Origin of the sequence: Pseudomonas parafulva, assembly GCF_000800255.1 — a bacterium.
Lineage (GTDB): Bacteria > Pseudomonadota > Gammaproteobacteria > Pseudomonadales > Pseudomonadaceae > Aquipseudomonas > Aquipseudomonas boreofloridensis.
In genome coordinates this window covers 289,499-315,540 of record NZ_CP009747.1, presented here as the reverse complement: position 1 = coordinate 315,540, position 26,042 = coordinate 289,499, and the positions used below count along the sequence as shown (strand labels likewise).

The window sequence follows — 26,042 nt, the reverse complement described above, 5'->3', positions numbered from 1 at the left end:
ATCAGTGGATTCCGTAGGCAGATGGACGGGAGAAGGTGTCTGGTCGAGCCGTCAGCTCGCTCGCTTCGGCAGCTTGGCGGTGGAGCAGGCGCTCGGTGCGGGGGTATTGGCCGTATTCGCCGATGAAATTCAGCAGCTCGGTGTAAGTGCGCCCACTGTGCCGCAGCGCGGCCTCTCGCAACGCTGCGGGCAGGCGCTGCTCCTGACTGGCCTGGAGCAAGCGCTGATGCGCCGCACACAGGTAGTCGGCGCTTTCATGGGGTTGATTCAGACGTACGTGCAGGTCGGCCAGGTTGTGATGAGCGATGACGAATGCCGCCACCGCCTGATCGACGTCATGCCAGCGCTCGAACAGCACCTGCGCCAGGGCCAGCGCTTGCAGGTAGTGCTCTCGGGCGTCTATCAGCTCGCCCTGTGCGAACAGCCGATTGGCGATGTCCGTGGTGCGTTTCCAGTGTTGCATGACGTGTCTCCTGATGAAGAACGCGAGTCAGATACCGCCCGCAGTGAGCTTCTCCGGATCCAGCAAGGCCTCCAGTTGATCGCGTGACAGATCGGTGTGCTCCAGAGCCACATCGACGATCGGTCGTCCCTGCTTGTAGGCAGTCTTGGCGATGTCGGCCGCCTTCAGATAGCCGATGATCGGGTTCAAGGCGGTGACCAGGATCGGGTTGCGCGACAGGGCCTCCTTGAGCTTGGGCTCGTTGACCTTGAAGCTGGCGATGGCTTTGTCCGCCAGCAATCGACTGACGTTGGCCATCAGTTCGATGCTCTCGAGCAAGTTGCGGGCGATCACCGGCAGCATCACGTTGAGCTCGAAGTTGCCCGACTGACCCGCGATGGCGATGGTGGCGTCATTGCCTATCACCTGCGCGGCGACCATGGCGGTGGCCTCGGGAATCACCGGATTGACCTTACCGGGCATGATCGAGGAGCCCGGTTGCAGGCCTTCCAGTTCGATCTCGCCAAGCCCGGCCAGAGGGCCAGAGTTCATCCAGCGCAGATCGTTGGCGATCTTCATCAGCGCCACGGCGGTGGTCTTGAGCTGCCCGGACAGCGCAACGGCCGTGTCCTGAGAGCCGATCAGCGCGAAGAGGTTTTCGCCTGGCGTGAACGGGATGCCGGACAACGCGCTCAATTCACGGGCAAAACCGGCTGCGAACTGTGGATGGGCGTTGATTCCGGTGCCGACGGCGGTGCCGCCCTGAGCCAACGCTTGCAGCGCGGGCAGGCTGGCGTGCAGGTGCGCCTGTGCGCCCTTGATCTGCGCGGCCCAGCCGTCGAGCACCTGACTCATGCGCACCGGCATGGCGTCCATCAGGTGAGTGCGGCCAGTCTTGACGAAGCGATGCACCTCCAGCGATTTTTTCTCGAGCACTTGCACCAGATGCGTCAACGCCGGCAGCAGTTGCTCATGCAGGGCCAAGGCCGCACTGACATGGATCGTGGTGGGGATGATGTCATTGCTGCTCTGCCCGCAGTTGACATGGTCGTTTGCATTGACCTGATCGCCCAGCACGCGACTGGCGAGCGTAGCGATCACCTCGTTGGCATTCATGTTGGAACTGGTGCCGGACCCGGTCTGGAAAACGTCGACCGGGAAGTGCTGGATGAAGTCTTCACCCAACAGTTGCTCCACCGCACGGACGATCGCCTCGCCCTGCTGCGCGCTCAATTGGCCCAGTTCGATGTTGGCCTTCGCAGCCGCCGCCTTGGCCAGCAGCAAGGCACGGATGAACTGCAGCGGCATGCGCTGGCCGCTGACCGGAAAGTTATCGACCGCACGCTGGGTCTGCGCGCCATACAGGGCCTGGGTCGGGACCTGCAACTCGCCCATGCTGTCACGCTCGATACGGGTATCACTCATCATCGAATCCTTGCATCAGTTCATCGGGAGAAATCGAAGGCAGCAGCACACAATTGGCCAACTGCAGGGCATAGGGCTGCCAACGCTGGTTGCCGTCGCGGCGATCGAGATTGCGCAGGTCGAGCAACGGACGCCACGCCTGGTCCAGGCAGTGGCAGCGCCAGTGCCACGGCAGCATGCGGTCGCAAGCGGTATCGAGCAGAAGGCGCAGGGAAGTCAGGGCCACGGTCCAGGCCGAGGTCTCGGTGCAGCACACCAGGTAGCGTCCCTCGGCGAGGTAGTGTTCGACCAAACGCGGCTCGTCGGGATCGAGCGCGCAACGAATACGCCGGCTCAGCCAGCGCCAGTTTTCCAGGTAGGGCAGTTCGTGGAGAACGGTTTTCATGAACATCATCGCCGGAGTTGCCGTGTAATGATATTCATTATTAATTGATAAATAGAATCACTTCAAGCTCGAAAGCGGACATAAAAAACCCGGCGCTTCGTCCGGGTTTTGTACATCATCGCTTCACTTCAGACAGTCAACTGCCCGCGACGGTCATACGCTCGATCAGCACGGAACCCGTGTGAATGTTGCTTCTGGTCTCAAGATCGCCACCGATGGCAACAATTTGCCGGAACATGTCCTTCATGTTTCCGGCGATGGTCACCTCCTGCACAGGGAACTGAATTTCGCCGTTCTCCACCCAGTAACCCGCCGCGCCGCGGGAATAGTCACCGGTGACCATGTTCAGCCCGTGCCCCATCAGTTCGGTCACCAGCAGACCACGGCCCATGCGTCGGATCAACGCAGCCTGGTCTTCCGAACCATGGGTCACGAACAGGTTGTGCACGCCCCCGGCATTGGCGGTGCTCGGCAGTTTCAGCTTGCGACCGGAGTAGGTGCCGAGGATGTACGACACCAGCTCACCTTTATCGACGAACGGTTTGGCATAGGTCGCCAGCCCGTCGCCATCGAACGCGGCGCTGCCCAGCGCCCGTGGAATATGCGGGCGCTCGTCCAGCGTCAGCCAGGTGGGGAACAATTGCTGACCGAGCGTGCCCTCGAGGAAGGACGACTTCCGATACAAACTGCCGCCGGAGATAGCCGAAAGAAAGCTGCCGAACAGTCCACCGGCCAGCTCTGCGGCGAACAGCACGGGCACTTCGCAGGTAGGCACCGGACGCGCGCCCAGTCGGCTGGCGGCCCGCTGTGCCGCACGCCGACCAATGTTTCGTGGATCGTCGAGCAGTGGGCCTTGGCGGCTGACGTCGTACCAGTAATCACGCTGCATCTGCCCATCGCCCTCGGCGATCATCACGCAACTCAGGCTGTGCCGGGTCGAGGCGTAGCCACCCACGAAGCCATGGCTATTGCCGTACACGCGCACACCCTGGTGGGTATTGAGGGTGGTGCCATCGGCGTTGAGGATACGCGGGTCGGCATCGAAGGCCGCCGCCTCGCACTCCAGGGCCAGCTCGATGGCCCGTTCCGGCTCGATATTCCAATCGTGGTAGAGGTCCAGATCAGGTAGCTCACGTGCCATCAAGGCCGCATCGGCAAGGCCCGAGCACTCGTCTTCGGACGTGTGCTTGGCGATCGCCAGGGCAGCGGCCACGGTCTCGCGGATGGCCTCGGCGCCGCTGGCCGAGGTGCTCGCCGAGCCCTTGCGCTGACCGACATAGAGGGTAATGCCGAAGCCCTGGTCGCGGTTGAATTCGACCGTTTCCACTTCGCGCTGGCGCACACTGGTCGACAGACCCTGCTCCAGCGAAACCGCCACCTCGCAGGCGCTGGCGCCCTGGCGTCGTGCTTCGGCGACGATCGCTTCGACCTGCTCCTGCAACGCCGGCAGGTCCTTGGGGCCTATGCTCTGGACTGCACTCATGGTGTTCTCCACTCAAATTCTGCGTTCGGCGAGGGTCGTTGTGCGACCGGGCCGGACAAAGCGGCCCCCGACTGGTTATCATGGCGGCGATTTCCTGCGGACTGCCACCATGGTTGATTCATACGACGACGCCTTCGACGGCGAAAAAAGCAAGACCCAGATCAAGCGCGAGCTGCATGCACTGGTCGAACTCGGCGAGCGCCTCACCACGCTCAAGCCCGACACCCTCGCGCGCCTGCCGCTCACCGACGAGCTGCGCAAGGCCCTGGAGGAAGCCTCCCGGCACACTGCCCACGGCGCTCGCAAACGCCACATGTCGTTCGTCGGCAAGCTGATGCGCGTGCAGGATGTGGACGCCATCCAGGCGCTGCTGGAACAGATCGACAGCTCCACACGCCAGTACAACGAACGCTTCCATGGCCTGGAACGCTGGCGCGACCGGCTGATCGACGGCAACGACGAAGACCTTGAGCGTTTCGTCAGCGAATTCCCCGAAACCGATCGCCAGCACCTGCGCTCGCTGATTCGCCATGCTCAGCACGAAAAAGCACGGAACAAGCCGCCCGCCGCAGCGCGCAAGGTATTCAAGTACATTCGCGACCTCGACGAACTGCAACGCGGCCTGCGCTGAGCGCACGCGCAGGAGCGGGCTGGCCCGGCGAACGCGGACGAAACCGCTGCCGGCCGGCAGCGCATCGCCCAGGTCGCGACACGGCGCCGCGCCTGCACCGCGCCCAGAATACGTCAAGCCCCGGTCCCACCTACGGTAATCGCATCGAGCTTGAGGGTCGGCTGGCCTACGCCCACCGGCACCGACTGCCCGTCCTTGCCGCAGGTGCCCACGCCACTGTCCAGTGCCAGGTCGTTGCCGACCATCGACACCCGGCTCATCGCCTCCGGACCATTGCCGATCAGCGTCGCGCCCTTGACCGGTGCGGTGATCTTGCCGTCTTCGATCAGGTAGGCCTCGCTGGTGGAAAACACGAACTTGCCACTGGTGATGTCCACCTGTCCGCCACCCAGGTTGGCGCAGTAGATGCCCTTCTTGACCGAGGCGATGATCTCCTGCGGATCGCTCTGGCCAGCGCGCATGTAGGTATTGGTCATGCGCGGCATGGGCAGGTGCGCATAGGATTCGCGTCGGCCGTTGCCGGTCACCGCCATGCCCATGAGGCGAGCGTTGAGCTTGTCCTGCATGTAGCCTTTGAGGATGCCGTTCTCGATCAGCGTGGTGCACTCGGTGGGCGTGCCTTCGTCGTCGACGCTCAGCGAGCCGCGACGATCCTTGAGCGTGCCATCGTCGACGATGGTGCACAACTTCGACGCCACGGCTTCGCCGATGCGACCGCTGTAGGCCGAACTGCCCTTGCGGTTGAAGTCGCCCTCAAGACCGTGCCCAACCGCCTCGTGCAGCAGCACACCTGACCAGCCTGGACCGAGCACCACCGGCAGTGAGCCAGCCGGCGCCGGTCGGGCATCGAGATTGACCAGCGCCTGACGCAACGCCTCGCGCGCATAGTCCATCACGCGCGCCTCGGTGAAGTAGCGGTAGTCGGTGCGCCCGCCCCCGCCGTGACCACCGCGCTCGCGGCGACCGTTGTGCTCGACGATGACGCTGACGTTGAAGCGCACCAAGGGCCGCACATCCGCCGCCAGACTGCCATCGGCCGCCGCCACCAAAATACGCTCCCAGACGCCCGCCATGCTGACGCTGACCTGCTGGATACGCGGATCGAGGGCACGGGTGGCGGCATCGACGCGCTTGAGCAACTCGACTTTGTCGGCGCGGCTCAGCACGTCAAGTGGGTTGTCCGGCGCATACAACGCGGCCACGTCCTGGCTGCGGAACGCCTGAACCTTGCCGTTCTGGCCGGCGCGCGAGATCGACCGGGCGGCACGGGCGGCCGAGGTCAGCGCTTCAAGGTTGATCGCATTGCTATAGGCGAAGCCTGTCTTCTCGCCGGACAGCGCACGCACACCCACGCCTTGGTCGAGGTTGAAACTGCCTTCCTTGACGATGCCGTCTTCCAGCGCCCAGGTTTCCGAGATCTGTCCCTGGAAATACAGGTCGGCCGCGTCGATGCCGGGCCCGGCCAACTCACCCAACACAGCTTGCAGGCTGTCGAGGGTCAGTCCGCCCGGTGCCAGGAGCTGATCGCTGACGGTCGATAACATCTGGCTCATAGTCACTCCACGGTGAACGCAGGCCGCAAGGCGTCCTGCGTGAAAAAGCGCCGGTGCGAAGTCACCGGCATGCGCGCCCGAATGGACGCTTGTTCGTCGATATCGCGCGCAGCGAGCAGCACACCTTCGCCGCGCGCCTGTTCGGCCACGATCCGCCCCCAGGGGTCGACGATCGCCGCTTGACCATGGGTCTGGCGCCCTCCGGGATGAGTCCCGCCCTGGGCGGCTGCCAGCACGTAGCACTGGGTTTCGATGGCCCTCGCACGGATCAGCACTTCCCAGTGCGCCGCACCGGTCACGGCGGTGAACGCCGCAGGTGCGCTGATCAGCTCCGCTCCTGCCTCGCGCAGGGCGCTGTAGAGCTCGGGAAAGCGCAGGTCGTAACACACCGACAGGCCCAGTTTGCCGACCGGGGTATCGGCCACCACCACGCGCGCACCCGGCGCATAGTCGTCTGACTCCCGGTAGCGTCCGCGATTGTCAGCCACATCCACATCGAACAGATGCAGCTTGTCGTAGCGGGCAACGATTTCACCCTGCTCGTCGACCAGCAACGAACAGGCGTGGGCCTTGGCCTCGGGCGAACCGACCGGTGGCAGCGGCAACGTGCCCGCCACTACCCATAACTTGAGGTCGCGGGCGGCACGTTTCAACCAGGGCAGTATCGGCCCCTGGCCCAGGGCCTCGGCACGGCCGATGGCGGCGGCATCGTGCCGACCCATGGCCGCGAAGTTTTCCGGCAACACAGCCAAGCGAGCGCCGTCGGCGGCAGCCTGCTCCAGCAGCGAGTGCGCCCGCTGCAGGTTGGCCAGGACATCATCCTGACTGACCATCTGGATCACCGCTGACTTCATGACCGCTCCCGAAGCTATTTGTCGAAGGGTTTCACAAATGTGATCTTAGGCTCTTTGACCGGACCTTGAACCCGATAATGCACGCTGGCGAAGCGCGCAACGCGGTCGCCGATCAGACGATCGACCAGGAACAATGCCCCACCCACCGCCGGAGCACCGACGATCAACGCAGCCAGTGGCAGGTTGTTGGTAACCGGCAGGGTCACCTGCAGATTGGCGTCGATGCGGTCACGGACCAGATCGAGCGTACCGTCGAGTTCGAAATTGCTCGAAGGCCCGGTCACCGCGATCGGCTTGCGGGTCACATAGACGCCTTCGCTGGCCACCAGCAAGCCCTTGACCCGATCATAGGCCAGGCCCTGACCGAACAGGTCGGTGAAGTCCAGGCGCAGACGGCGACCGATCGAGTTGAAATTCAACAGGCCGAATACGCGAAGGGCTTGGGCACCGCCCTCGACCTCGACGAACTGCCCGGTGCGCAGTGCAGCATCGAGGCTTCCCGAGAAGCGCTTGAGACTGACCCAGGCTGGCGAGCCTGGCCAGCGACCGTCGACGTCCATGCGAAAGCTGCGGCTGGTGACGGTCGGCGCAAAGCCCCAGGCCTTGAGCACATCACCGAGATTCGCGCCCTGCACGCGGCCTTTGTACCAGCTGGCGCTGCTGTCGGGCGTGCCCTCCCAGCCAGCGCTGCCATCGACACGCAGGCCCTTCAGATCGAGGTTGATGTCATTCACCGAAACGCCGCGTGCCGTTGGGCGTAGCTTGACCGCCGCGCTGCCGAACAGATCGTCGCCGCGGTAGAGCTTGTCGATGCTCAGGTCGAGCATGGGCGCCTTGCGTGGATCGAAGGAGGCCAGCGGGTCCGGCGCATCGTCGGCCGCTTCCTGCTGCGGATCGGCCGGGGGCAGACGCAGGGTCTGCAGTGTGACCACCATCGGCGCTGCCTTGGCGTCAGGCAAGCGGGCGTTGCCCATCACTTCGCGGCTGTCCAGCCGCAGGTCCCAGGCGCTGGCCACCCGCGCCAGGCGCACCACGGCCTGATTGAGTTCGGTGCCGAAAGCGCTCAGCCGGCCGATGCTCAAGTCGACGCTCTGCAAGGTCTGGCGCGCGCTGCCGCCAGGGTCCTGCCCTGCATATTTGCCCATCTGCTGCTGCCAGGGCTCCAGGTCCAGCGTCTCCAGCCGGCCCCGCACTCGCAGGCCTTGAGCACCGGGTACGTTGGCCGAGCCACCGCCGAGCACCAACTCGCCGCGGCCCTGATCGGGCTTGTCCAAGGTGGCGGCATAGGCCAACTGCGCCAGGTCGGCATACCGCGCATCGAAGCGTCGCTCGGCGCCTTGCAGAGTCATGCCAAAGCTGCTCTCACGCACGGTGGTCATGGCCTTGCCGAACGGCGGCGGCAAGTCGATGATCAGCCCCTTGAGCGACGAGTTGATGTCCAGACGGTTGTCACGACTGCCAAGACTGAGTTGCAGTTGGTAGGGCAGATCGCCCGAAGCCGGCACTGGCTGCTTGAACTGCAGCCACTCGGTCAACGCCTTGAGTGCCACCTGACCGCTGGCCTGGATACGGGTCTGGATCTGGCCGCCCTGCCCTTCGGCGAAAATCTGCGCCGAAACCGGTTTACCGAAGGCCTGCAGGCTGATGTCTTTACCGCTCAAACCCTTGTCCAGATCGAAGTTGAAGTCGCCCTTGAGGCGGCTCAACTCAAGCGCAGGCGGCTCCACTTTCAGTCGCGCATCATGGGTGGCGAAATCGACGTTCACCTTGGGCTGCATGCCGTGCTCCAAGGGAATGTCCAGCTTGACCTTGCCCCGCAGCGGCCCCTCGCCCTCCCAGCCGGCGAAGATCTCGCCAGTGCCGATGGGCGCCTGCTTGAGGATCTTCAGACCGTCGCCCAGGCTGCCGTCGAACTTGCCGTCCAGATACAGGTGGCTGTGCTGGTCTCCCTCGACGTGAGGAATATCGACGCGCACGTCGCTGACTTTGGTATCGAGCAACAGGCCCTGGTTGGCCTGGATATGCACGCCGCTGTCCTGAATGCGCACCTTGCCGTCCACCTGCCGCACCTGCGGCCAGCCGGGCTGGAAATCGAGGGTGGCGTCGTGGACGTCGAAGAACAGGCTGATGCTGCGCGAATGGTCCGGCGCATCGTGGTTCAACGAACCCTGGTACTGGAAATAACCCTCATCGACCGCGCCCTTGACGATGGCGCTGCGCAACCACTGGTCCAGCGCCGGGCTGAGCACCTGCGGCAGGTACTTGGCCGTGTAGCGCCCGTCGCCGTCGGTCAGACCGACGCGCAGGTCCATGTAGTCGGCCTGTTGCTCGTGGAAACGGAAGCGAATGAGGAAGTCGGCGGCGATCTTGCCTTCATCGCCGAGCACTTTGATGTAGGGCGCGATCAGGGTGAACCCATCGTCGTCCAGCGCCCAGGTCAGGCGAGCATTGGCTTTCTGGTAGTGCCAGGGCTTGGCGAAGATCGGGTAGAGGTGAAGCATGAAGGCATCGCTGTCCAGGCGCAGCTCGCCCTGGCCTAGGTCGCCGCTGATGCTGCCGCTGACATTGCCGGCCGCCGGAGCGCCGTGGTAGGCGTCGAAGCCGACGTTGTCGAGGTTGGCGGCGAACGCCAGGCGTTGGTCGCCTTCGGCCTGGGGGCGGATGTCGAGTCGCACGTTGCGCAGGGCACCGGTAACCTTCAGCGCATCGACTACGGTCATCAGTTTGTCGGGCAGTGGCGCCAGTGCGTCGATCAACGGGGTGATCGGCGTCAGGTCGAGGCGGTCGGCCTGAACGTGCCAAGTGTCGCCTGAGTCATCCGTAGCGGGTGCTTGCTGCGCCTGCAGGTGGCTTTCCCAGCGAGTGTCGCCGATGTTCGCCGCCAGGGAATCGACCACCGCCTCGTACCCTTCACGCCCTTGGCGAACCCAGGCCGACAGGGCCAGATTGTCCAGGGTGATCATCTTGCGGTCCGCGTAGGCACCTCGCACTGTCGGTGCGTTGAGCCGAACGACGCCGCGCTGCAAGCGCCCTTCGCGCCAGTCGACCCAGAACTCGCCCCCTGCACGCAGGGTCTTGGCCCGCCATTGGCCCAGCACACTGGGCGGCAGCCAGCGCGCCCAGTCGCTCTGCGGCAGGCTCAGATAGGCTTGGTAGTCGCCTTCGCGCCAGGCCTCGGGTTTGGCGCGACTGCGCAGGTTGAGCGCCAGAGGCTGGCCGTCCGGTAGGGTTGCCTGCAGTTCCAGGGACTGCCGCGCGGGACTGGCCTGCAGACCGAGGCTGACATAGGTCAGGGTGAGAGGGTCGCGTCCAAACGGCTGGAGGGTAACCTGACTGTCGAACACATCGACCCGTCCCAATTGACGCAGGCGCTGCAGCACCTGGGCGGCATCGAATGGCTCGTCATCCTTTTTCGGCAGCCCTTCCAAGCGCCACTCGCCCTGTGGATTCTCGCGCAGGATCACTTGCAGGCCGCCAAGCTGAATGTGCGCCAGACGCACTTCGTGGGCCTTGAGGCTGGCCCACAAGTCGGGTACCAGCTTGACCTCGTCCAGGCGCAGCGCCGACGCCCCCTCACCCAATTGCAGATCGCTGACCCGCAGCACCGGTGCCAGGCCGCTCCAGCGTCCCTCCAGGACGCCGATATGCACGGGCATGCCCAGCGCCTGCTCGGCCTTGTCCTGCAGCTCGTTACGGTATTCGGCCACCAGCGGCGCCAATTGTCGGCCGAGACTCACATACAGCGCGAGTAACACGACCAGCAGTGCGCAGAGGCCAAGGCCCCACCGGGTCATCGCGCCCAAGACGCGGTTCAAACGTCCCATGGCCAAGGCCCTCCGAGTCGTCCATCAACTATGGCCGCACCCGCAGATTTCGCCACAGCACGGAGGTATTCAGCGCGAGTCAGAGCAGCACCACATCATATTGTTCCTGGGAATACATGGACTCGACCTGGAAGCGAATGGTTCGCCCGATGAACGCTTCCAGTTCGGCGACGTTACCCGACTCCTCATCCAGCAGCCGATCGACCACCTTCTGATTGGCCAGCACCCGATAGCCCTCGGCCTGGTAGGCGCGGGCCTCGCGCAGAATCTCGCGAAAGATCTCGTAGCAAATGGTTTCCGGGGTTTTCAGCTTGCCGCGCCCCTGGCACGCCTGGCAGGGCTCGCAGAGCACCTGCTCGAGGCTCTCGCGGGTGCGCTTGCGGGTCATCTGCACCAGGCCCAGCTCGGTGATGCCGATGATGTTGGTCTTGGCGTGATCGCGCTCGAGTTGCTTCTCCAGCGTGCGCAGCACCTGGCGGCGGTGTTCCTCATCTTCCATGTCGATGAAGTCGATGATGATGATGCCGCCGATATTGCGCAGGCGCAGTTGTCGGGCAATGGCCGTGGCCGCTTCCAGATTGGTCTTGAAGATCGTCTCTTCGAGGTTGCGATGGCCGACGAAGGCGCCTGTGTTGACGTCGATGGTGGTCATGGCCTCGGCCGGGTCGACCACCAGATAACCACCGGACTTCAGCGGCACCTTGCGCTCCAGCGCGCGCTGGATCTCGTCTTCGACACCGTAGAGGTCGAAAATCGGCCGCTCGCCCGGATAGTGCTCGAGGCGGTCGGCGATCTCGGGCATCAGCTCGCCGACGAACTGTGTGGTTTTCTGGAAGGTTTCCCGAGAATCGATACGGATCTTCTCGATCTTCGGGTGGACCAGGTCTCGCAAGGTGCGCAGTGCCAGGCCCAGGTCTTCGTAGATGACGGTGGGCGCGCCGCAGGTCTGGATCTGGCTGGCGATCTGCTCCCAGAGGCGGCGCAGATAACGGATGTCCTGCAGGATATCCTCGGCCCGCGCGCCTTCCGCGGCGGTGCGCAGGATGAAACCGCCGGCGTCCTTGAGGTTTTCCTGGGTCATGGAGTCGCTGACCACCTGTTTGAGGCGGTCACGCTCGGCTTCGTCTTCGATCTTCAGCGAGATGCCGACATGGCTGCTGCGCGGCATGTACACCAGGTAACGCGAGGGAATCGACAACTGGGTGGTCAGGCGCGCGCCCTTGGTGCCGATCGGATCCTTGGTCACCTGCACCACCAGGGCCTGGCCCTCGTGCACCAAGGCGGTGATGGTCTCGACCGCCGAGCCTTCGCGTTGGGAGATTTCCGAAGCATGGATGAAGGCTGCGCGCTCCAGACCGATGTCGACGAAAGCCGCCTGCATACCCGGCAACACCCGCACCACCTTGCCCTTGTAGATATTGCCGACGATACCGCGGCGCTGGGTGCGCTCGACATGCACTTCCTGCAATACGCCGTTTTCCACCACTGCCACGCGTGATTCCATCGGGGTGATGTTGATCAGGATCTCTTCGCTCATGGCAGCTCTCGTCAAAGGTCTTCGGTAATCATGGATGGCGGGCGCACGTCTGGCCAGCGTTAAGCGATTTCCTCGTGCTGCCAGCAAGGGATGGCGAACTGCTCGAGCAGCTCGGCGGTTTCGCTCAGGGGCAGGCCGACCACAGCCGAGTAGCTGCCGGCGATGGCGCTGACGAATACCGCGCCAAGGCCTTGGATGGCATAACCACCGGCCTTGTCCACAGGCTCGCCGCTGGCCCAGTAGCGCCAGGCTTCGTCGAAGGAGATGGCGCGAAAACGCACTTGGGTGGCCACGCACAGGCTCAGCGAGCGTTGGCCATCGGTGAGCGCCACGGACGTGAGCACCTGGTGCTCACGTCCGGACAGATCGCCGAGCATGGCCAGCGCATGCTCGCGATCGTCCGGCTTGCCGAGGATCACGCCGTCGAGCACCACGGCGGTGTCGGCACCGAGCACCACGCCGGGCGCCGTCAGCGTGGCGAAACCGGCTGCGGCCTTGGCCCGTGCCAGACGCTCGACATAGGCCTGTGGCGCTTCGGCGGGCAACGGCGTTTCATCGATGGGTGCGTGGACCCGCGTGAACGGCACGCCGATCTGGGCCAGCAGCTCGCGCCGACGCGGCGAGCCGGAGGCCAGGTACAGTTGGGTCATGTGGACATCTCCCTGTCAGTGGCGACGCGTCAGTGGATGTGCAGGCGTCGGCGCAGGCCACGCAGGGCGAAGCTGATCCAGGGCCAGAGCAAGGCACTGATCACCGCCGACCAGACCAGCGCCAGGGTCGGCAGGCGGTTACCGGTCAGGGCGCTGAGCCACAGCTGGATCAACTGGGCGATGCCGAACACCACCAGGATCACCAGGCTTTGCTGCCACATGGGGAACATGCGCAGGCGCTGCTGCAAGGACAGCACCAGGAACGTGATCAATGTGAGAATCAGCGCGTTCTGCCCCAACAGGGTGCCGTACAGCACGTCTTCGGCCAGCCCCAGGACGAACGCGGTGGTCATGCCGACCTTGCTCGGCACCGCCAGTGTCCAGAACGCCAGCAGCAAAGCGAGCCACATGGGACGGAATACTTCCATGAATTGCGGCATCGGCGTCACGCTGAGCAACAAGCCGATGACGAAGGTCAACCAGATCGCCCAGCCATTTCTGCTACGGGTACTGACCATCATTCACTCCGCGGCTGGGCCGGCGCTGCTGGCGTGGCGGCCGGATGAGAGGTGGACGAGCCGTGCGCCGGCGCCGAGGAACCAGACGCGGCTGGAGCATGGCCCTGCGCGTCGCCGGTCGAGGCCGGCGCTTGGCCCGTCGCCGCGCCCGGATGAGCGTCCTTGGCACCCTGGCGATCGGCCTCCTCCTGCGCGATGGCCGCATCGGTGGCGCGTTGCTCAGGCGTGCGTCGGTCGCTGAACACCAGCAGCATATAGCGACTGCGGTTGAGCGCGGCGGTGGGGATGGCACGAACGATGGCGAAGGGCTGCCCGGAGTCGTGGATCACTTCGTTGACCGTGGCCACCGGATAACCGGCCGGGAAACGTTGCCCCATGCCGGAGCTCACCAGCAGATCGCCTTCCTTGATGTCGGCGGTGTCAGCCACGTGGCGCAGTTCCAGACGCTCCGGATTGCCCGTGCCGCTGGCGATGGCGCGCAGGCCATTGCGATTGACCTGGACAGGGATGCTGTGGGTGGTATCGGTGAGCAGCAGCACCCGCGAGGTGTAAGGCATCAGCTCGACCACCTGGCCCATCAGGCCGCGCGCATCGAGCACCGGCTGACCGAGGAACACGCCGTCGCGCTCGCCCTTGTTGATCAGGATGCGATGGGTAAACGGATTGGGGTCGACGCCGATCAACTCCGCCACCTCGACCTTCTCGTTGACCAGCGCGGAAGAATTGAGCAGTTCGCGCAGGCGCACGTTCTGCTCGGTCAGCGCGGCCAATTTCTGCAAACGCCCCTGCAACAGCAGCGCTTCGGTCTTGAGTTTCTCGTTCTCGGCGATCAGTTCGGTGCGGCTGCCGAACTGCCCGGCCACGCCTTGCCACAGACGCTGCGGCAAATCGGTGACCCAATAGGACTCCATCAGCACCAGCCCCATCTGGCTGCGCACCGGTTTGAGCACGTCGAAGCGCGAGTCGACCACCATCAGCGCGACCGACATCACCACCAGCACGAGCAGACGAACGCCCAGCGAAGGGCCCTTGGAGAAAAGCGGTTTAATGGGCCGTTCCTCGTGGACGACGATTCAGGCGGTCATTGCACAGGGTCAATGCAACCACCTGCCTGCGGGTTGACGGAAACGACGCCCAACGGACGCCAGCCCAGCGCATACAGGTAGCACTGTGTGTGCCACCTGTAAACCGGGGGATTTCAGCGAACAGCGAACGGCACGCGACTCACTCGCTGGAGAGCAGGTCCATGGCGTGCTTGTCCATCATCTCCAGCGCACGACCACCGCCGCGCGCGACGCAGGTCAGCGGGTCTTCGGCGACGATCACCGGCAGACCGGTTTCCTGGGCCAGCAGCTTGTCGAGGTCGCGCAGCAGGGCACCACCACCGGTCAGCACCAGACCGCGCTCGGCGATGTCCGAGGCCAGTTCCGGCGGCGACTGTTCCAAGGCGCTCTTGACCGCCTGGACGATGGTCGCCAGGGACTCCTGCAGCGCTTCGAGCACTTCGTTGGAATTCAGGGTGAAGGCACGCGGCACGCCTTCGGCCAGGTTACGGCCGCGCACATCGACTTCGCGAATTTCGCCACCTGGGTAGGCGGTGCCGATTTCCTGCTTGATGCGCTCGGCGGTGGATTCGCCGATCAGGCTGCCGTAGTTGCGACGTACGTAGGTGACGATGGCTTCGTCGAAGCGGTCGCCGCCGACGCGAACGGACTCGGCGTAGACCACACCGTTGAGCGAGATCAACGCGATCTCGGTGGTACCACCGCCGATATCCACGACCATCGAACCGCGCGCTTCCTCGACCGGCAAGCCGGCACCGATGGCGGCGGCCATGGGTTCTTCGATCAGGAACACTTCGCGGGCACCGGCGCCCAGCGCCGATTCACGGATGGCGCGGCGTTCGACCTGGGTCGATTTGCACGGGACGCAGATCAGCACACGAGGGCTGGGCTGCAGGAAGCTGTTTTCGTGAACCTTGTTGATGAAGTACTGCAGCATCTTCTCGCAGACGCTGAAGTCGGCGATCACGCCGTCCTTCATCGGACGAATGGCGGCAATGTTGCCAGGTGTACGGCCGAGCATGCGCTTGGCTTCGGTGCCGACGGCCACGACGCTTTTCTGGTTGCCGTGGGTACGGATGGCAACGACCGAGGGCTCATTCAGGACAATACCGCGCTCACGCACGTAAATAAGGGTGTTGGCAGTACCCAGGTCGATGGACAGATCGCTGGAAAACATGCCACGCAGTTTCTTGAACATGGGAAAGTGACCCTGGGGAAAGCGTGGGTAAAAAAGTGCGGCAAACTCTAACAATGGCAGGGATTTTGGGCAAGGAGCCAATATGGTAAATTGGCAGTTTTCCGAGCACGCCAGCCGATGATCGCGGCCGTATGACCGCCAGAATCCCGGCATGTTCCTCAATACGGAAGCATTCTGTTTCTGTTTTTCCTGGAGATCCCCATGGCGCTTGAACGCTGTGACGTGGAAAAGATCGCCCATCTGGCCCGCCTGGGTCTCAATGAAGGCGAACTGCCACGCATTACCGATGCCCTGAACAGTATTCTCGGGCTGGTCGACCAGATGCAAGCCGTCGACACCACCGGCATCGAGCCGCTGGCTCACCCGCTCGAAGCCACCCAGCGCCTGCGTCCCGACCAGGTGACCGAAAGCAACCAGCGTGATCGCTACCAAGCGGTGGCACCCTCGACCGAGAACGGTCTGTACCTGGTTCCGAAAGTCATCGAGTAAGGGATAGAACCTGCCATGCATCAACTCACTCTGGCCGAGATCGCCCGCGCCCTCGCCGACAAGTCGTTTTCCTCCGAAGAGCTGACCCGCACGCTGCTGGCGCGCATCCAGCAGCTCGACCCCCAGCTCAACAGCTTCATCAGCATCACCGAAGAACAAGCCCTGCAACAGGCCCGCGCCGCCGACCAACGGCGCGCCCAGGGCGAGACCGGTGCGCTGCTGGGCGCGCCCATCGCCCACAAGGACCTGTTCTGCACCCAGGGCGTGCGCACCAGCTGTGGCTCGAAGATGCTCGACAGCTTCACCGCGCCCTATGACGCCACCGTGGTCGCACGCCTGGCCCAGGCCGGCATGGTCAGCCTCGGCAAGACCAACATGGACGAATTCGCCATGGGCTCGGCCAACGAGTCCAGCCACTACGGCGCGGTGAAAAACCCGTGGAATCTCGAACACGTGCCTGGCGGTTCTTCCGGTGGTTCGGCCGCCGCGGTGGCCGCACGCCTGCTGCCCGCTGCCACCGGCACCGACACCGGCGGTTCGATCCGCCAACCGGCGGCCCTGACCAGTCTCACCGGTCTCAAGCCTACCTATGGCCGGGTTTCGCGCTGGGGCATGATCGCCTACGCCTCGAGCCTCGACCAGGGCGGCCCGATGGCCCGCACCGCCGAAGACTGCGCGCTGTTGCTGCAAGCCATGGCCGGCTTCGACCCGAACGACTCCACCAGCGTCGACGAGCCGGTACCCGACTACAGCGCCAACCTGAACGCCCCGCTCGAGGGCCTGCGCATCGGCCTGCCGAAGGAGTACTTCGGTGCCGGTCTCGACCCGCGCATCGGCGAATTGGTGCACAACAGCGTCAAGGCGCTGGAAAAGCTCGGCGCGGTGGTCAAGGAAATCAGCCTGCCGAACATGCAGCATGCCATCCCGGCCTACTACGTGATCGCCCCGGCCGAAGCCTCCTCCAACCTGTCGCGCTTCGACGGCGTACGCTTCGGCCATCGCTGCGAAAACCCCAAAGACCTCACCGACCTGTACAAGCGCTCGCGCGGCGAGGGTTTCGGCCCTGAAGTGCAGCGCCGGATCATGGTCGGCACCTACGCCCTGTCGGCTGGCTATTACGATGCCTACTACGTCAAGGCCCAGCAAATCCGCCGCCTGATCAAGAACGACTTCATGACGGCCTTCGAGCAGGTCGACGTGATCCTCGGCCCGACCACGCCGAACCTGGCCTGGAAACTCGGGGCCAAGAGCAGCGATCCGGTCGCCGCTTACCTCGAGGACGTCTACACCATCACCGCCAACCTGGCGGGCCTGCCGGGCCTGTCGATGCCGGCCGGCTTCGTCGATGGCCTGCCGGTAGGCGTGCAACTGCTGGCCCCGTATTTCCAGGAAGGCCGCCTGCTCAACGTCGCGCACCGCTACCAGCAAGTCACCGACTGGCACACCCGCGCCCCCAACGGCTTCTGAGGAATTCACACATGCAATGGGAAGTTGTGATCGGGCTGGAGATTCATACCCAGCTCGCCACCCAGTCGAAGATTTTCTCCGGCAGCGCCACCACCTTCGGCTCCGAGCCGAACACCCAGGCCAGCCTGGTCGACCTCGGCATGCCGGGTGTGCTGCCGGTGCTGAACCAGGAGGCAGTGCGCATGGCGTGCATGTTCGGCCTGGCCATCGATGCCCAGATCGGACCGCGCAACGTGTTCGCGCGCAAGAACTACTTCTACCCCGACCTGCCCAAGGGCTACCAGATCAGCCAGATGGAGCTGCCGATCGTCGGCAAGGGCCATCTGGACATCGCCCTGGAAGACGGCACGCTCAAGCGCATTGGCGTCACCCGCGCTCACCTTGAAGAGGATGCGGGCAAGAGCCTGCACGAAGACTTCAACGGCGCCACCGGCATCGACCTCAACCGCGCCGGCACGCCGCTGCTGGAGATCGTCTCCGAGCCGGACATGCGCAGCGCCAAGGAGGCGGTGGCCTACGTCAAGGCCATCCATGCGCTGGTGCGCTACCTGGGCATCTGCGACGGCAACATGGCCGAAGGTTCGCTGCGCTGCGACTGCAACGTGTCGATTCGCCCGAAAGGCCAGGCCGAGTTCGGCACTCGCTGCGAGATCAAGAACGTCAACTCCTTCCGCTTCATCGAACGGGCGATCAACAGCGAGATCCAGCGCCAGATCGACCTGATCGAGGACGGCGGCAAGGTAGTCCAGGAAACCCGCCTGTACGACCCGAACAAGGACGAGACGCGCTCCATGCGCAGCAAGGAGGAAGCCAACGACTACCGTTACTTCCCCGATCCGGACCTGCTGCCAGTGGTCATCGAGCCGAGCTTCCTCGACACCGTTCGCGCCTCGCTGCCGGAGCTGCCGACGCAAAAGGTCGAGCGCTTCCAGAACCAGTACGGCCTGTCGCCGTACGACGCCAACGTGCTGGCCAGCAGCCGCGAACAGGCCGACTACTTCGAGCAGGTGGCCAAGATCGGCGGTGACGCCAAGCTGGCGGCCAACTGGGTGATGGTCGAGCTGGGCAGCCTGCTGAACAAGCTGGGGGTCGAGATCGACCAGTCGCCGGTCAGCGCCGAACAGCTCGGCGGCATGCTGCTGCGCATTCGCGACAACACCATCAGCGGCAAGATCGCCAAGACCGTGTTCGAGGCCATGGCTGCAGGTGAAGGCGATGCCGACGGCATCATCGAAAGCAAAGGCCTGAAACAGGTCACCGACACCGGTGCCATCGACAAGATGCTCGAAGACGTGCTGGCCGCCAACGCCGAACAGGTCGAGCAGTACCGCGCCGCCGATGAGGCCAAGCGCGGCAAGATGTTCGGCTTCTTCGTCGGCCAGGCCATGAAGGCCTCCAAGGGCAAGGCCAACCCGGGGCAGGTGAACCAACTGCTCAAGGCCAAGCTCGAAGGGTGACCTTCGCAGGAGCGGCTTCGCGCCGCTCCTGCAGGTTCTGCGCCTGACCTGCCAGTACCGGAGCACCCGATCTACCCATGCGTTCGTTCATCCGTTTTCTGCCCCTCGCTGTGCTCGCCGTCCTCGGCGGCTGCGCCAACCACGCCATCGATCCGCGCGGCTATGACGAAACCGGCACGGCCTCGTACTACGGTGCACGCCACCACGGCAACCGCACCGCCAGCGGCGAACCCTTCAACCAGCATGGCCTGACCGCCGCCCATCGCTCCCTGGCGTTCGGCAGCCGGGTGCTGGTGACCAATCTGTCCAACCAACGCAGCGTTGTGGTGCGTATCAATGATCGCGGCCCGCACACCCGCGGCCGGCTCATCGACCTATCCCGGGCTGCCGCTGAAAAAATCGGCATGCTGCGTAGCGGAACGGCGCGCGTGCGGGTACAAGGATTGAGCGACTGACCTGACGGGAGCTGTACCATTTTCGACCTAGCCACCCTTCCCACCTTCAGCCTCCTGCAATTGGGCCTGGGCCTCGTGCTGCTGGTGCTCGGCGCCGAGCTGCTGGTACGCGCCGCCTTGCGCCTGGCGGTGCGCCTGCACGTCAGGCCACTGATCATCGGCCTGAGCCTGGTCGCCTTCGGCAGCACCGCGCCACAACTGACCGTCAGCCTGCAAGCCGCCTACCAGGGCGCGCCTGACGTGGCAATCGGCAGCGTGATCGGCAGCAACATCTTCAATGTCCTGGTGATCCTCGGTCTGGCCGCACTGATCATCCCGCTGCGCGTTTCGCGGCAACTGGTGCGCCTGGACATTCCGCTGATGATCGCCGCCAGTGCGCTGGTCTACCTGCTGGCCGCCAACGCAGAGCTGGGCCGTTTCGAAGGCCTGTTGCTGCTGTTGGGATTGCTCGGCTACCTGGGCATGCTGTGGCATCAGTCACGCCACTACGCGCGCACCTATCCGGCCCCGGACACAGCCCATCGCAGCGCCGCACGCTTCTGGAGCTTGGCGCTGTTGCAGGTGATCGGTGGGCTGGTATTGCTGAGCCTGGGCGGGCATCTGTTGTTGCAGGCGGCAGTCGAGGTCGCCACCGACCTGGGACTGTCGGAGCGCGTCATCGGCTTGACCGTGGTCGCGGTCTGCACCTCATTGCCGGAACTGGCGGCGGCGTTGATCGCCGCCTTGCGCGGGGAGCGCGAGATCGCGGTGGGCACCGTGATCGGCAGCAATCTGTTCAACCTGCTGGGCGTGTTGGGCCTGACGGCGCTGATCACGCCCGAGCCGCTGTCGATCTCGCCCAATGCCCTGGACTTCGACTTGCCAGTCATGCTCGGCGTCGCGGCGCTGAGCCTGCCGGTGTTCTATTCCGGTTATCGCATCACCCGCGCCGAGGGCCTGGTGTTCCTGGCGCTGTACCTGGCCTACGGCCTGCACGTGGTGGCCTTCACCACTGGCCTGCCGCTGGCCGAACGTCTGGAACGACTGATGCTGCTGTATGTGCTGCCGGTGCTCGGTGCCGTGCTGCTCTACACCACCGTTCGCGCCTGGCGCCGACAGCACTGAGCAGCCCGCTCGGCAGGATCAGGCGCCGGTCTGACGGCGCTTCTTCAAGCGAAACGCTACCCAAAGCGCGGCGATCCACAAGGGAATCAGCAGCACCGAAATGCGCACCGGCGGCGTCAGGTACATCACCACCAGGATCAACACGATGAAGGCCAGGCACAGGTAGTTGGTCAACGGGTGTCCCAGGCTGCGATAGAACGGCACGATGCCCGCCGCCTGCTTGGCCTTGCGGAACTTCAGGTGGGTGATGCTGATGCTTGCCCAGTTGATCACCAGCGCCGACACCGCCAGGGCCATCAGCAAGCCGAACGCTTCGCCCGGCATCACGTAGTTGATGACCACGCACAGGCCAGTGGCCAGCGCCGAAACGCCCAGCGCCACCAGCGGCACGCCGCGTCGATTGACGGTGAGCAGTTGACGCGGCGCGTCGCCTTGGCTGGCCAGGCCGAACAGCATGCGGCTGTTGGCGTAGACGCAGCTGTTGTACACCGACAGCGCCGCGGTGAGCACCACGACGTTGAGCACGGTCGCCACCACATCGCTGTCCAGCGCGTGGAAGATCATCACGAACGGGCTACCGCCCTGCACCACCTTCTGCCACGGGTACAGCGCCAGCAGCACGGCCAGGGCACCGATGTAGAAGATCAGGATGCGGTAGACCACCTGATTGGTCGCCTTGGGAATGCTGCGCCGCGGGTCGTCCGCTTCGGCAGCGGTGATGCCGACCAGCTCCAGGCCGCCGAAGGAAAACATGATCACCGCCAGCGCCATCACCAATCCGGTGATGCCGTTGGGGAAAAATCCGCCGTACTGCCACAGGTTGGCCACGCTGGCATCCGGGCCGCCATGCCCGGTACTCAGCAACCAGGCACCGAAGCCGATCATGCTGACGATGGCCACGACCTTGACCAGCGCGAACCAGAACTCCATCTCGCCATAGACCTTCACCTGGGTCAGGTTGATGGCGTTGATCACCACGAAGAAGATCGCCGCCGTGGCCCAGGTCGGAAACGTGGGCCACCAGTACTGCACGTAGATGCCCACCGCCGTCAGTTCGGCCATGCCGACCAGCACGTAGACCACCCAGTAGTTCCATCCGGAGACGAAACCTGCGAACTCGCTCCAGTAGCGATGGGCGAAGTGGCTGAAGCTACCGGCCACCGGCTCCTCGACCACCATTTCGCCGAGCTGGCGCATGATCAGGAAGGCCATCAGCCCGGCGATCGCATAACCCAGCAGCACCGAAGGGCCAGCCAACTGGATGGTCTGGGCGATACCCAGGAACAGGCCGGTACCGATGGCACCGCCCAACGCGATCAGCTGGATATGGCGGTTCTTCAGCCCGCGTTGCAACCCCTCGGGCGTGCTCTGGTCTTGCATGAAGTGTCCTTTGATGGCGAAGTTCTTGTGATTGAGGCTAGGGTGCCGACGGCTAGATCCATCCGCCCCACTGCAGGATGAAGATGCCGATATTGGTGGTGATCGCCGCCATCAACGTGGTGATGACGATGATCGAGGCGGCCAGTTCATGGTTGCCGCCGGCCGCACGGGCCATGACGTAGCTGGCCGCAGCGGTCGGGCTGCCAATGTAGAGGAACAGGATGCCCAACTCAGCCCCGCGGAATCCGCAGAGCCAGGCACCGAGCGTACCGAACAGCGGCAGCCAGACCATCTTCACCAGGCTGGCATCCACCGCCAGCTTGCCGCTGTCGCGCAGCGCCGCCAGCGACAAGGTGCCGCCGATGCAGATCAGCGCCAGTGGCAGGGTCATCTGCGCCAGGTAGTCGCCGGAGGTGAGCAGCCAGTTCGGCAGCGGCACCTGAGCGTAGGCCATGGGCGTGGCCAGCAGCACGCTGAGGATCAACGGGTTGCTGAAGATGCTCTTGCACAGGCTCCACGGATCGGACTTGAGGCTCGGGCTGTACACCGCCAGCACCACGGTCGACAGCGAGTTGTACATCAGGATCACCAGCCCGGCCAGCACCGCGCCGAGGGAGATACCGTAGTCGCCATACAGGCTGGCGGCCAGCGCCAGGCCGATCACCCCGTTGTTACCGCGAAAGGCGCCCTGGGTATAGATGCCACGATCCGCAGGCGGGCTGCGCCAGATCGCCAGTCCCCAGGACAGGCCGAAGCCGAGCAAGGTGGCGACGATGAAGTAGAGGATGACGCCGGGCTTGACCGCCGAAGACAGGTCGGCGTGATAGATGCCCAGGAACAACAGCGCCGGCATGCAGGCATTGAACACCAGCGATGAGGCGACTTTGATGAAGTTGTCGTCGATCAGGTGGATGCGTCTGAGCAGCACGCCCAGGAACAGCATGGCGAAGACCGGTGCCGTGATGTTCAGCGTCTGAATGAGAAGGGCGAGCATTGCCACGATCCTGGAAGGGGTTTGCCGTTTAGGGCGCTGATGATACGCCAACGGCCGGTATTTGCGGGGATCGCGGGGCTGTAGGAAAGAAACTTCTGTCAGATTGGCAGATCTGACCTGCGCAGAATGGGCCCGGTTGGCGCAGTCCTGGCGGGCTGCACCCATCGGGCCAGAAGGCAGCCTCAGCGGCGCACAGGGCGCTTCTGCAACTTGCGCTGCAAGGTGCGTCGGTGCATGCCCAGCGCCCGCGCCGTCGCCGAGATGTTGCCCTCGTGCTCGGCCAGCACGCGCTGGATGTGCTCCCACTGCAGGCGATCAACCGACATCGGGTTTTCCGGCACCAAGGTGTCCAGGTCGGCATGCTCGGACAGCAGCGCCGCCAACACGTCGTCGGCGTCGGCCGGCTTGCACAGGTAATTGCAGGCACCGCGCTTGATCGCCTCTACCGCCGTGGCGATGCTGGAATAACCGGTCAGGATCAGCACGCGCATTTCCGGGTCCAGCTCCAGCAACTTGGGCAGCAGCACCAGGCCCGAATCGCCGTCCATTTTCAGGTCCAGCGTGGCGTAGTCGGGCAGGTCCTGCAGGGCCAGTTCCAACCCGGCCTCGGCACTGGACGCGGTGCTCACGCGAAAGCCGCGGCGGCTCATGGCGCGCGCCATGACGCGGGTGAAAGTGGCGTCGTCATCCACCAGCAGCAGGTGCGGCAGCTCTTCGCTTTCGATCTGGTTCTCGTCGCTCATCGTTCATCTCCTCGCGTGCCATGGGGCAGGCGCAGCTCGGTCAGGGTGCCGCCCTCTTCATGACTGTAGAGTTTCACCGAGCCCCCCGCGCGGGTCACGCTGGCCTTGCTCAGGAACAGGCCCAGGCCGAAGCCTTTGCCCTTGGTGGTAAAGAAGGGTTTGCCAATCGCCTCGGCAATGGCCACCGGCACGCCGGGGCCATGGTCGCGAATGCTGATCAGGATGTCCTGGGCGTCCCAGTCCAGGCGCACTTCCAGATCGTCCGGGCAGGCATCGGCGGCGTTGTTCAACAGGTTGAGCAGCGCCTGGGTCAAGTCCGGAGGCGGCGTCAGCGAAGGCACCTGACCGTCGCGCAGGCGCTGGAAGCGGTAGCTGGCCTCAGGACGCATCAGGTGCCAGCGGTTGAGCGCCTCGTCGAGCCAGGCCGTCACCTCCTGCTCGGGCACGTTCATGCGCCGATTGGCTTCGGCGGCGCGCACCAATTGCTGCAGGGTCTGCTTGCACAGCTTGACCTGGTCCTGGAGCACCGCGAGGTCTTCCTGCAACTGCGCATCGCTGTGGTCCTGGCGCATCTCGTTGATCAGCACGCTCATGGTCGCCAGCGGCGTACCCAATTCATGGGCAGCGCCGGCCGCCTGGGTGGCCACGGCCAGCAACTGCTCGTCGCGCAGGCTGTCTTCGCGGCGCTCGGCACGCAATTGCTCCTGTCGACGCAACTCCTCGGCCATGCGCGCGGCAAAGAAGGTGATCACCGCAGCCGCCAGGGCAATGCTCAGCCACATGCCGTAGACCTGCATGGTGTCGCGCGCCAGCGGCAGCGTTTCCAGTGGATAGAACTGCACCAGCAGCAGGCTGTAGGCGACCAGCGCGATGCCCGACAGCAGCAGCGAATAGATCCACGGCAGGGTCACCGCCGCGATCGCCAACGGCACCAGGTAATAGGACACGAAGGGGTTGGTCGAGCCACCGGAGTAGTACAGCAGGGCACTGTGGATGAGCAGGTCGCAGGCCAATTGCAGGGCATACTCGAGCTCGGTCACCGGTAAGGTCAGGCGCAGGCGCAGGGCGGTGAAGGCACACAGCAGGGACGACAAGGCCAGGGTGGCGGCCAGTGAAAACCACGGCAGCGGCAGCAGCTCGGTCCAGTAGGCGACGCCCACGGAACCTGCCTGGGCAGCCAGAACCAGAATACGGATGATGGTCAGGCGCCAGAGGTTCTGACGCGTGGCGGACATCGGATGTGCGGGGGCGAGCATGAGCTCTCCTGATGAGTGCTCCAGGACAATCGGCTGGAGTATACCGAAGCCAGGCACTGGCCTGCAGCCATGCGGCAAACCGCCACAGGTTTCGCGCGTGCCATACTCTGTCACAAAGTCGTGATGGCATCGTTGAACCCACTGCCCGCTTTTTCAGTCTGAACGGCCATGCGGGACGCGACTGTTCCCCGCGCCTTCCATCCAAGGAGTGATACATGCAGATTTCCCGTTGCAGCGCCGCGTTCGCCCTGTCCTGTGGCCTGTTCGCCAGCCTGCCGGCCTTCGCCGCCGACGAGCCGCGTTACAACCAGGTCTCGCTGCGCGCCGAAGTCAGCAAGGAAGTGGCCCGCGACCTAATGGTCGTCACCCTCTACAGCGAAGCGCAGGACAACGATCCGGGCAAGCTCGCCAAGCAGATCACCGAAACCATGAACAAGGCCGTGCAGCAGGCGCGCGACGTCAAAGAGGTGAAGATCAGCCAGGGCAGCCGCAACAGCTACCCGATCTACGACAACAAAGGTCAGAAGATCACCGGCTGGCGCGAACGCGCCGAGTTGCGCCTGGAAAGCGCGGACTTCCCGGCCCTGTCCAAGCTCACCGGCGATCTGCTGCAAACCCTGAAAATGGGTGGCATGGACTTCTCCATCGCCCCGGCCACGCGTAAGGCCAGCGAAGACGAACTGCTCAAGGAGGCGGTCAACGCCTTCAAGGCCCGCGCCCAGTTGGCCACCGAAGCGCTCGGCGGCAGCGGCTACAAGGTGGTCAACCTCAACCTCAACAGCAGTGGCTACCCGCGCCCCTACCTGCGCAGCGCGCCGATGGCAATGAAGGCCATGGCCGCCGACGAGGCCGCCCCTTCGCCTGACGTCGAGGCGGGCACCAGCGAAGTCAGCATGAATGCCGATGGCCTGATCGAAGTGCAAATGCCCTGACCTGGGCGTGCACTCAACGCAACCTCGGGGCCGCATTGCGGCCCCGATCGTTTGACGCCCACAGCCAACATCAACCTGCTCTTACCCCGCCCCATCACTACCCATCCGAATGCCCCTACGCACGTAGAGCGCGCATCCTACATCCCCATTCCCGCCGAAACATGTCGCAAAATGCCGGTTTTTTTGTTGCGCAAACGTTCA

General features: G+C 64.3%; 23 protein-coding genes. 7 read left to right on the top strand and 16 right to left on the bottom strand.

Going from position 1 to position 26,042, the window contains the following annotated elements:
• Position 1: 1 nt before the first annotated feature.
• The 4 genes from NJ69_RS01335 to pmbA form a co-directional block, all read right to left on the bottom strand.
• Positions 2-463, bottom strand: a complete 462-nt coding sequence (locus NJ69_RS01335; RefSeq protein ID WP_029613607.1) for a hypothetical protein — start codon at positions 461-463, stop codon at positions 2-4.
• 27 nt (positions 464-490) lie between these two features.
• A complete protein-coding gene (locus NJ69_RS01330) occupies positions 491-1,867 on the bottom strand; it encodes a class II fumarate hydratase (protein WP_039575600.1) in 1,377 nt (458 codons plus the stop codon).
• Positions 1,860-2,261, bottom strand: coding sequence for a FagA protein (locus NJ69_RS01325; protein ID WP_080754701.1), 402 nt, complete (start codon positions 2,259-2,261; stop codon positions 1,860-1,862). Before NJ69_RS01325 ends, NJ69_RS01330 begins: the two co-directional genes overlap by 8 nt.
• A gap of 127 nt (positions 2,262-2,388) precedes the next feature.
• A complete protein-coding gene (gene pmbA, locus NJ69_RS01320) occupies positions 2,389-3,735 on the bottom strand; it encodes a metalloprotease PmbA (protein WP_039575595.1) in 1,347 nt (448 codons plus the stop codon).
• 109 nt (positions 3,736-3,844) lie between these two features.
• Here pmbA and yjgA point away from each other — a divergent pair, with 109 nt between their 5' ends.
• On the top strand, positions 3,845-4,366 hold the full coding sequence (gene yjgA, locus NJ69_RS01315) for a ribosome biogenesis factor YjgA (protein WP_037027981.1): 522 nt from the start codon (positions 3,845-3,847) through the stop codon (positions 4,364-4,366).
• A 113-nt stretch (positions 4,367-4,479) separates the two neighbouring features.
• Here yjgA and tldD read toward each other — a convergent pair whose 3' ends face one another.
• From tldD to mreB, 8 genes are all read right to left on the bottom strand, one after another.
• Positions 4,480-5,919, bottom strand: coding sequence for a metalloprotease TldD (gene tldD / locus NJ69_RS01310; protein ID WP_029613611.1), 1,440 nt, complete (start codon positions 5,917-5,919; stop codon positions 4,480-4,482).
• Between the two features lie 2 nt (positions 5,920-5,921).
• Positions 5,922-6,773: a carbon-nitrogen hydrolase family protein gene (locus tag NJ69_RS01305; RefSeq protein ID WP_039575591.1), complete on the bottom strand. Its 852-nt coding sequence runs from the start codon at positions 6,771-6,773 to the stop codon at positions 5,922-5,924.
• Positions 6,774-6,787: 14 nt separating this feature from the next.
• Positions 6,788-10,597 (bottom strand): YhdP family protein, encoded by a 3,810-nt coding sequence (locus tag NJ69_RS01300; RefSeq protein WP_039575588.1) that lies wholly within the window; start codon positions 10,595-10,597, stop codon positions 6,788-6,790.
• 79 nt (positions 10,598-10,676) lie between these two features.
• Positions 10,677-12,134 (bottom strand): ribonuclease G, encoded by a 1,458-nt coding sequence (gene rng, locus NJ69_RS01295; RefSeq protein ID WP_039575586.1) that lies wholly within the window; start codon positions 12,132-12,134, stop codon positions 10,677-10,679.
• Positions 12,135-12,193: 59 nt separating this feature from the next.
• Positions 12,194-12,784, bottom strand: a complete 591-nt coding sequence (locus tag NJ69_RS01290; RefSeq protein WP_039575584.1) for a Maf family protein — start codon at positions 12,782-12,784, stop codon at positions 12,194-12,196.
• A 29-nt stretch (positions 12,785-12,813) separates the two neighbouring features.
• Positions 12,814-13,302 (bottom strand): rod shape-determining protein MreD, encoded by a 489-nt coding sequence (mreD, locus tag NJ69_RS01285; protein WP_039575581.1) that lies wholly within the window; start codon positions 13,300-13,302, stop codon positions 12,814-12,816.
• The gene (mreC, locus tag NJ69_RS01280; protein ID WP_369811436.1) at positions 13,302-14,303 is read right to left on the bottom strand and encodes a rod shape-determining protein MreC; all 1,002 of its coding nucleotides are present in this window, start codon (positions 14,301-14,303) and stop codon (positions 13,302-13,304) included. Before mreC ends, mreD begins: the two co-directional genes overlap by 1 nt.
• A gap of 223 nt (positions 14,304-14,526) precedes the next feature.
• Positions 14,527-15,564: a rod shape-determining protein MreB gene (gene mreB, locus NJ69_RS01275; protein WP_039575577.1), complete on the bottom strand. Its 1,038-nt coding sequence runs from the start codon at positions 15,562-15,564 to the stop codon at positions 14,527-14,529.
• Positions 15,565-15,765: 201 nt separating this feature from the next.
• On the opposite strand from mreB, the gene gatC reads away from it, so the two are divergent.
• The 5 genes from gatC to NJ69_RS01250 all read left to right on the top strand — a co-directional run bounded on the left by gatC (position 15,766) and on the right by NJ69_RS01250 (position 20,536).
• A complete protein-coding gene (gene gatC, locus NJ69_RS01270) occupies positions 15,766-16,053 on the top strand; it encodes an Asp-tRNA(Asn)/Glu-tRNA(Gln) amidotransferase subunit GatC (protein ID WP_029613616.1) in 288 nt (95 codons plus the stop codon).
• 15 nt (positions 16,054-16,068) lie between these two features.
• A complete protein-coding gene (gene gatA, locus NJ69_RS01265) occupies positions 16,069-17,520 on the top strand; it encodes an Asp-tRNA(Asn)/Glu-tRNA(Gln) amidotransferase subunit GatA (protein ID WP_039575575.1) in 1,452 nt (483 codons plus the stop codon).
• A gap of 11 nt (positions 17,521-17,531) precedes the next feature.
• A complete protein-coding gene (gene gatB / locus NJ69_RS01260) occupies positions 17,532-18,977 on the top strand; it encodes an Asp-tRNA(Asn)/Glu-tRNA(Gln) amidotransferase subunit GatB (RefSeq protein ID WP_039575572.1) in 1,446 nt (481 codons plus the stop codon).
• Between the two features lie 77 nt (positions 18,978-19,054).
• Positions 19,055-19,432 carry a septal ring lytic transglycosylase RlpA family protein gene (locus NJ69_RS01255; RefSeq protein ID WP_039575570.1) on the top strand — a complete coding sequence of 126 codons (378 nt, stop codon included), beginning with the start codon at positions 19,055-19,057 and terminating at the stop codon, positions 19,430-19,432.
• A 60-nt stretch (positions 19,433-19,492) separates the two neighbouring features.
• Positions 19,493-20,536 (top strand): calcium/sodium antiporter, encoded by a 1,044-nt coding sequence (locus tag NJ69_RS01250; protein ID WP_039575567.1) that lies wholly within the window; start codon positions 19,493-19,495, stop codon positions 20,534-20,536.
• Positions 20,537-20,554: 18 nt separating this feature from the next.
• Here NJ69_RS01250 and NJ69_RS01245 read toward each other — a convergent pair whose 3' ends face one another.
• From NJ69_RS01245 to NJ69_RS01230, 4 genes are all read right to left on the bottom strand, one after another.
• A complete protein-coding gene (locus NJ69_RS01245; RefSeq protein ID WP_039575564.1) occupies positions 20,555-21,916 on the bottom strand; it encodes an amino acid permease in 1,362 nt (453 codons plus the stop codon).
• A gap of 52 nt (positions 21,917-21,968) precedes the next feature.
• Entirely contained in the window at positions 21,969-22,910 is a 942-nt protein-coding gene (locus NJ69_RS01240; RefSeq protein ID WP_039575563.1) for an AEC family transporter, read from the bottom strand.
• Between the two features lie 182 nt (positions 22,911-23,092).
• Entirely contained in the window at positions 23,093-23,653 is a 561-nt protein-coding gene (locus NJ69_RS01235; RefSeq protein ID WP_029613619.1) for a response regulator transcription factor, read from the bottom strand.
• On the bottom strand, positions 23,650-24,909 hold the full coding sequence (locus NJ69_RS01230) for an ATP-binding protein (RefSeq protein WP_039575560.1): 1,260 nt from the start codon (positions 24,907-24,909) through the stop codon (positions 23,650-23,652). The genes NJ69_RS01235 and NJ69_RS01230 overlap by 4 nt, the downstream gene beginning before the upstream one ends.
• Before the next feature lie 215 nt (positions 24,910-25,124).
• Between NJ69_RS01230 and NJ69_RS01225 the strand changes: the two genes are divergently transcribed.
• Positions 25,125-25,841: an SIMPL domain-containing protein gene (locus NJ69_RS01225; RefSeq protein WP_039575557.1), complete on the top strand. Its 717-nt coding sequence runs from the start codon at positions 25,125-25,127 to the stop codon at positions 25,839-25,841.
• Positions 25,842-26,042 lie beyond the last annotated feature (201 nt).

What these genes read in the sequence shown, in the direction of transcription:
- NJ69_RS01245 (WP_039575564.1), bottom strand. Translation starts at nt 21,916, where the DNA reads ATGCAAGACCAGAGCACGCCCGAGGGGTTGCAACGCGGGCTGAAGAAC.
- rng (WP_039575586.1), bottom strand. Translation starts at nt 12,134, where the DNA reads ATGAGCGAAGAGATCCTGATCAACATCACCCCGATGGAATCACGCGTG.
- NJ69_RS01335 (WP_029613607.1), bottom strand. Translation starts at nt 463, where the DNA reads ATGCAACACTGGAAACGCACCACGGACATCGCCAATCGGCTGTTCGCA.
- NJ69_RS01240 (WP_039575563.1), bottom strand. Translation starts at nt 22,910, where the DNA reads ATGCTCGCCCTTCTCATTCAGACGCTGAACATCACGGCACCGGTCTTC.
- yjgA (WP_037027981.1), top strand. Translation starts at nt 3,845, where the DNA reads ATGGTTGATTCATACGACGACGCCTTCGACGGCGAAAAAAGCAAGACC.
- NJ69_RS01225 (WP_039575557.1), top strand. Translation starts at nt 25,125, where the DNA reads ATGCAGATTTCCCGTTGCAGCGCCGCGTTCGCCCTGTCCTGTGGCCTG.
- gatB (WP_039575572.1), top strand. Translation starts at nt 17,532, where the DNA reads ATGCAATGGGAAGTTGTGATCGGGCTGGAGATTCATACCCAGCTCGCC.
- gatC (WP_029613616.1), top strand. Translation starts at nt 15,766, where the DNA reads ATGGCGCTTGAACGCTGTGACGTGGAAAAGATCGCCCATCTGGCCCGC.
- mreB (WP_039575577.1), bottom strand. Translation starts at nt 15,564, where the DNA reads ATGTTCAAGAAACTGCGTGGCATGTTTTCCAGCGATCTGTCCATCGAC.
- NJ69_RS01305 (WP_039575591.1), bottom strand. Translation starts at nt 6,773, where the DNA reads ATGAAGTCAGCGGTGATCCAGATGGTCAGTCAGGATGATGTCCTGGCC.
- NJ69_RS01325 (WP_080754701.1), bottom strand. Translation starts at nt 2,261, where the DNA reads ATGATGTTCATGAAAACCGTTCTCCACGAACTGCCCTACCTGGAAAAC.
- NJ69_RS01300 (WP_039575588.1), bottom strand. Translation starts at nt 10,597, where the DNA reads ATGGGACGTTTGAACCGCGTCTTGGGCGCGATGACCCGGTGGGGCCTT.
- mreD (WP_039575581.1), bottom strand. Translation starts at nt 13,302, where the DNA reads ATGGTCAGTACCCGTAGCAGAAATGGCTGGGCGATCTGGTTGACCTTC.
- NJ69_RS01235 (WP_029613619.1), bottom strand. Translation starts at nt 23,653, where the DNA reads ATGAGCGACGAGAACCAGATCGAAAGCGAAGAGCTGCCGCACCTGCTG.
- NJ69_RS01255 (WP_039575570.1), top strand. Translation starts at nt 19,055, where the DNA reads ATGCGTTCGTTCATCCGTTTTCTGCCCCTCGCTGTGCTCGCCGTCCTC.
- NJ69_RS01290 (WP_039575584.1), bottom strand. Translation starts at nt 12,784, where the DNA reads ATGACCCAACTGTACCTGGCCTCCGGCTCGCCGCGTCGGCGCGAGCTG.
- tldD (WP_029613611.1), bottom strand. Translation starts at nt 5,919, where the DNA reads ATGAGCCAGATGTTATCGACCGTCAGCGATCAGCTCCTGGCACCGGGC.
- NJ69_RS01330 (WP_039575600.1), bottom strand. Translation starts at nt 1,867, where the DNA reads ATGAGTGATACCCGTATCGAGCGTGACAGCATGGGCGAGTTGCAGGTC.
- gatA (WP_039575575.1), top strand. Translation starts at nt 16,069, where the DNA reads ATGCATCAACTCACTCTGGCCGAGATCGCCCGCGCCCTCGCCGACAAG.
- NJ69_RS01230 (WP_039575560.1), bottom strand. Translation starts at nt 24,909, where the DNA reads ATGCTCGCCCCCGCACATCCGATGTCCGCCACGCGTCAGAACCTCTGG.
- pmbA (WP_039575595.1), bottom strand. Translation starts at nt 3,735, where the DNA reads ATGAGTGCAGTCCAGAGCATAGGCCCCAAGGACCTGCCGGCGTTGCAG.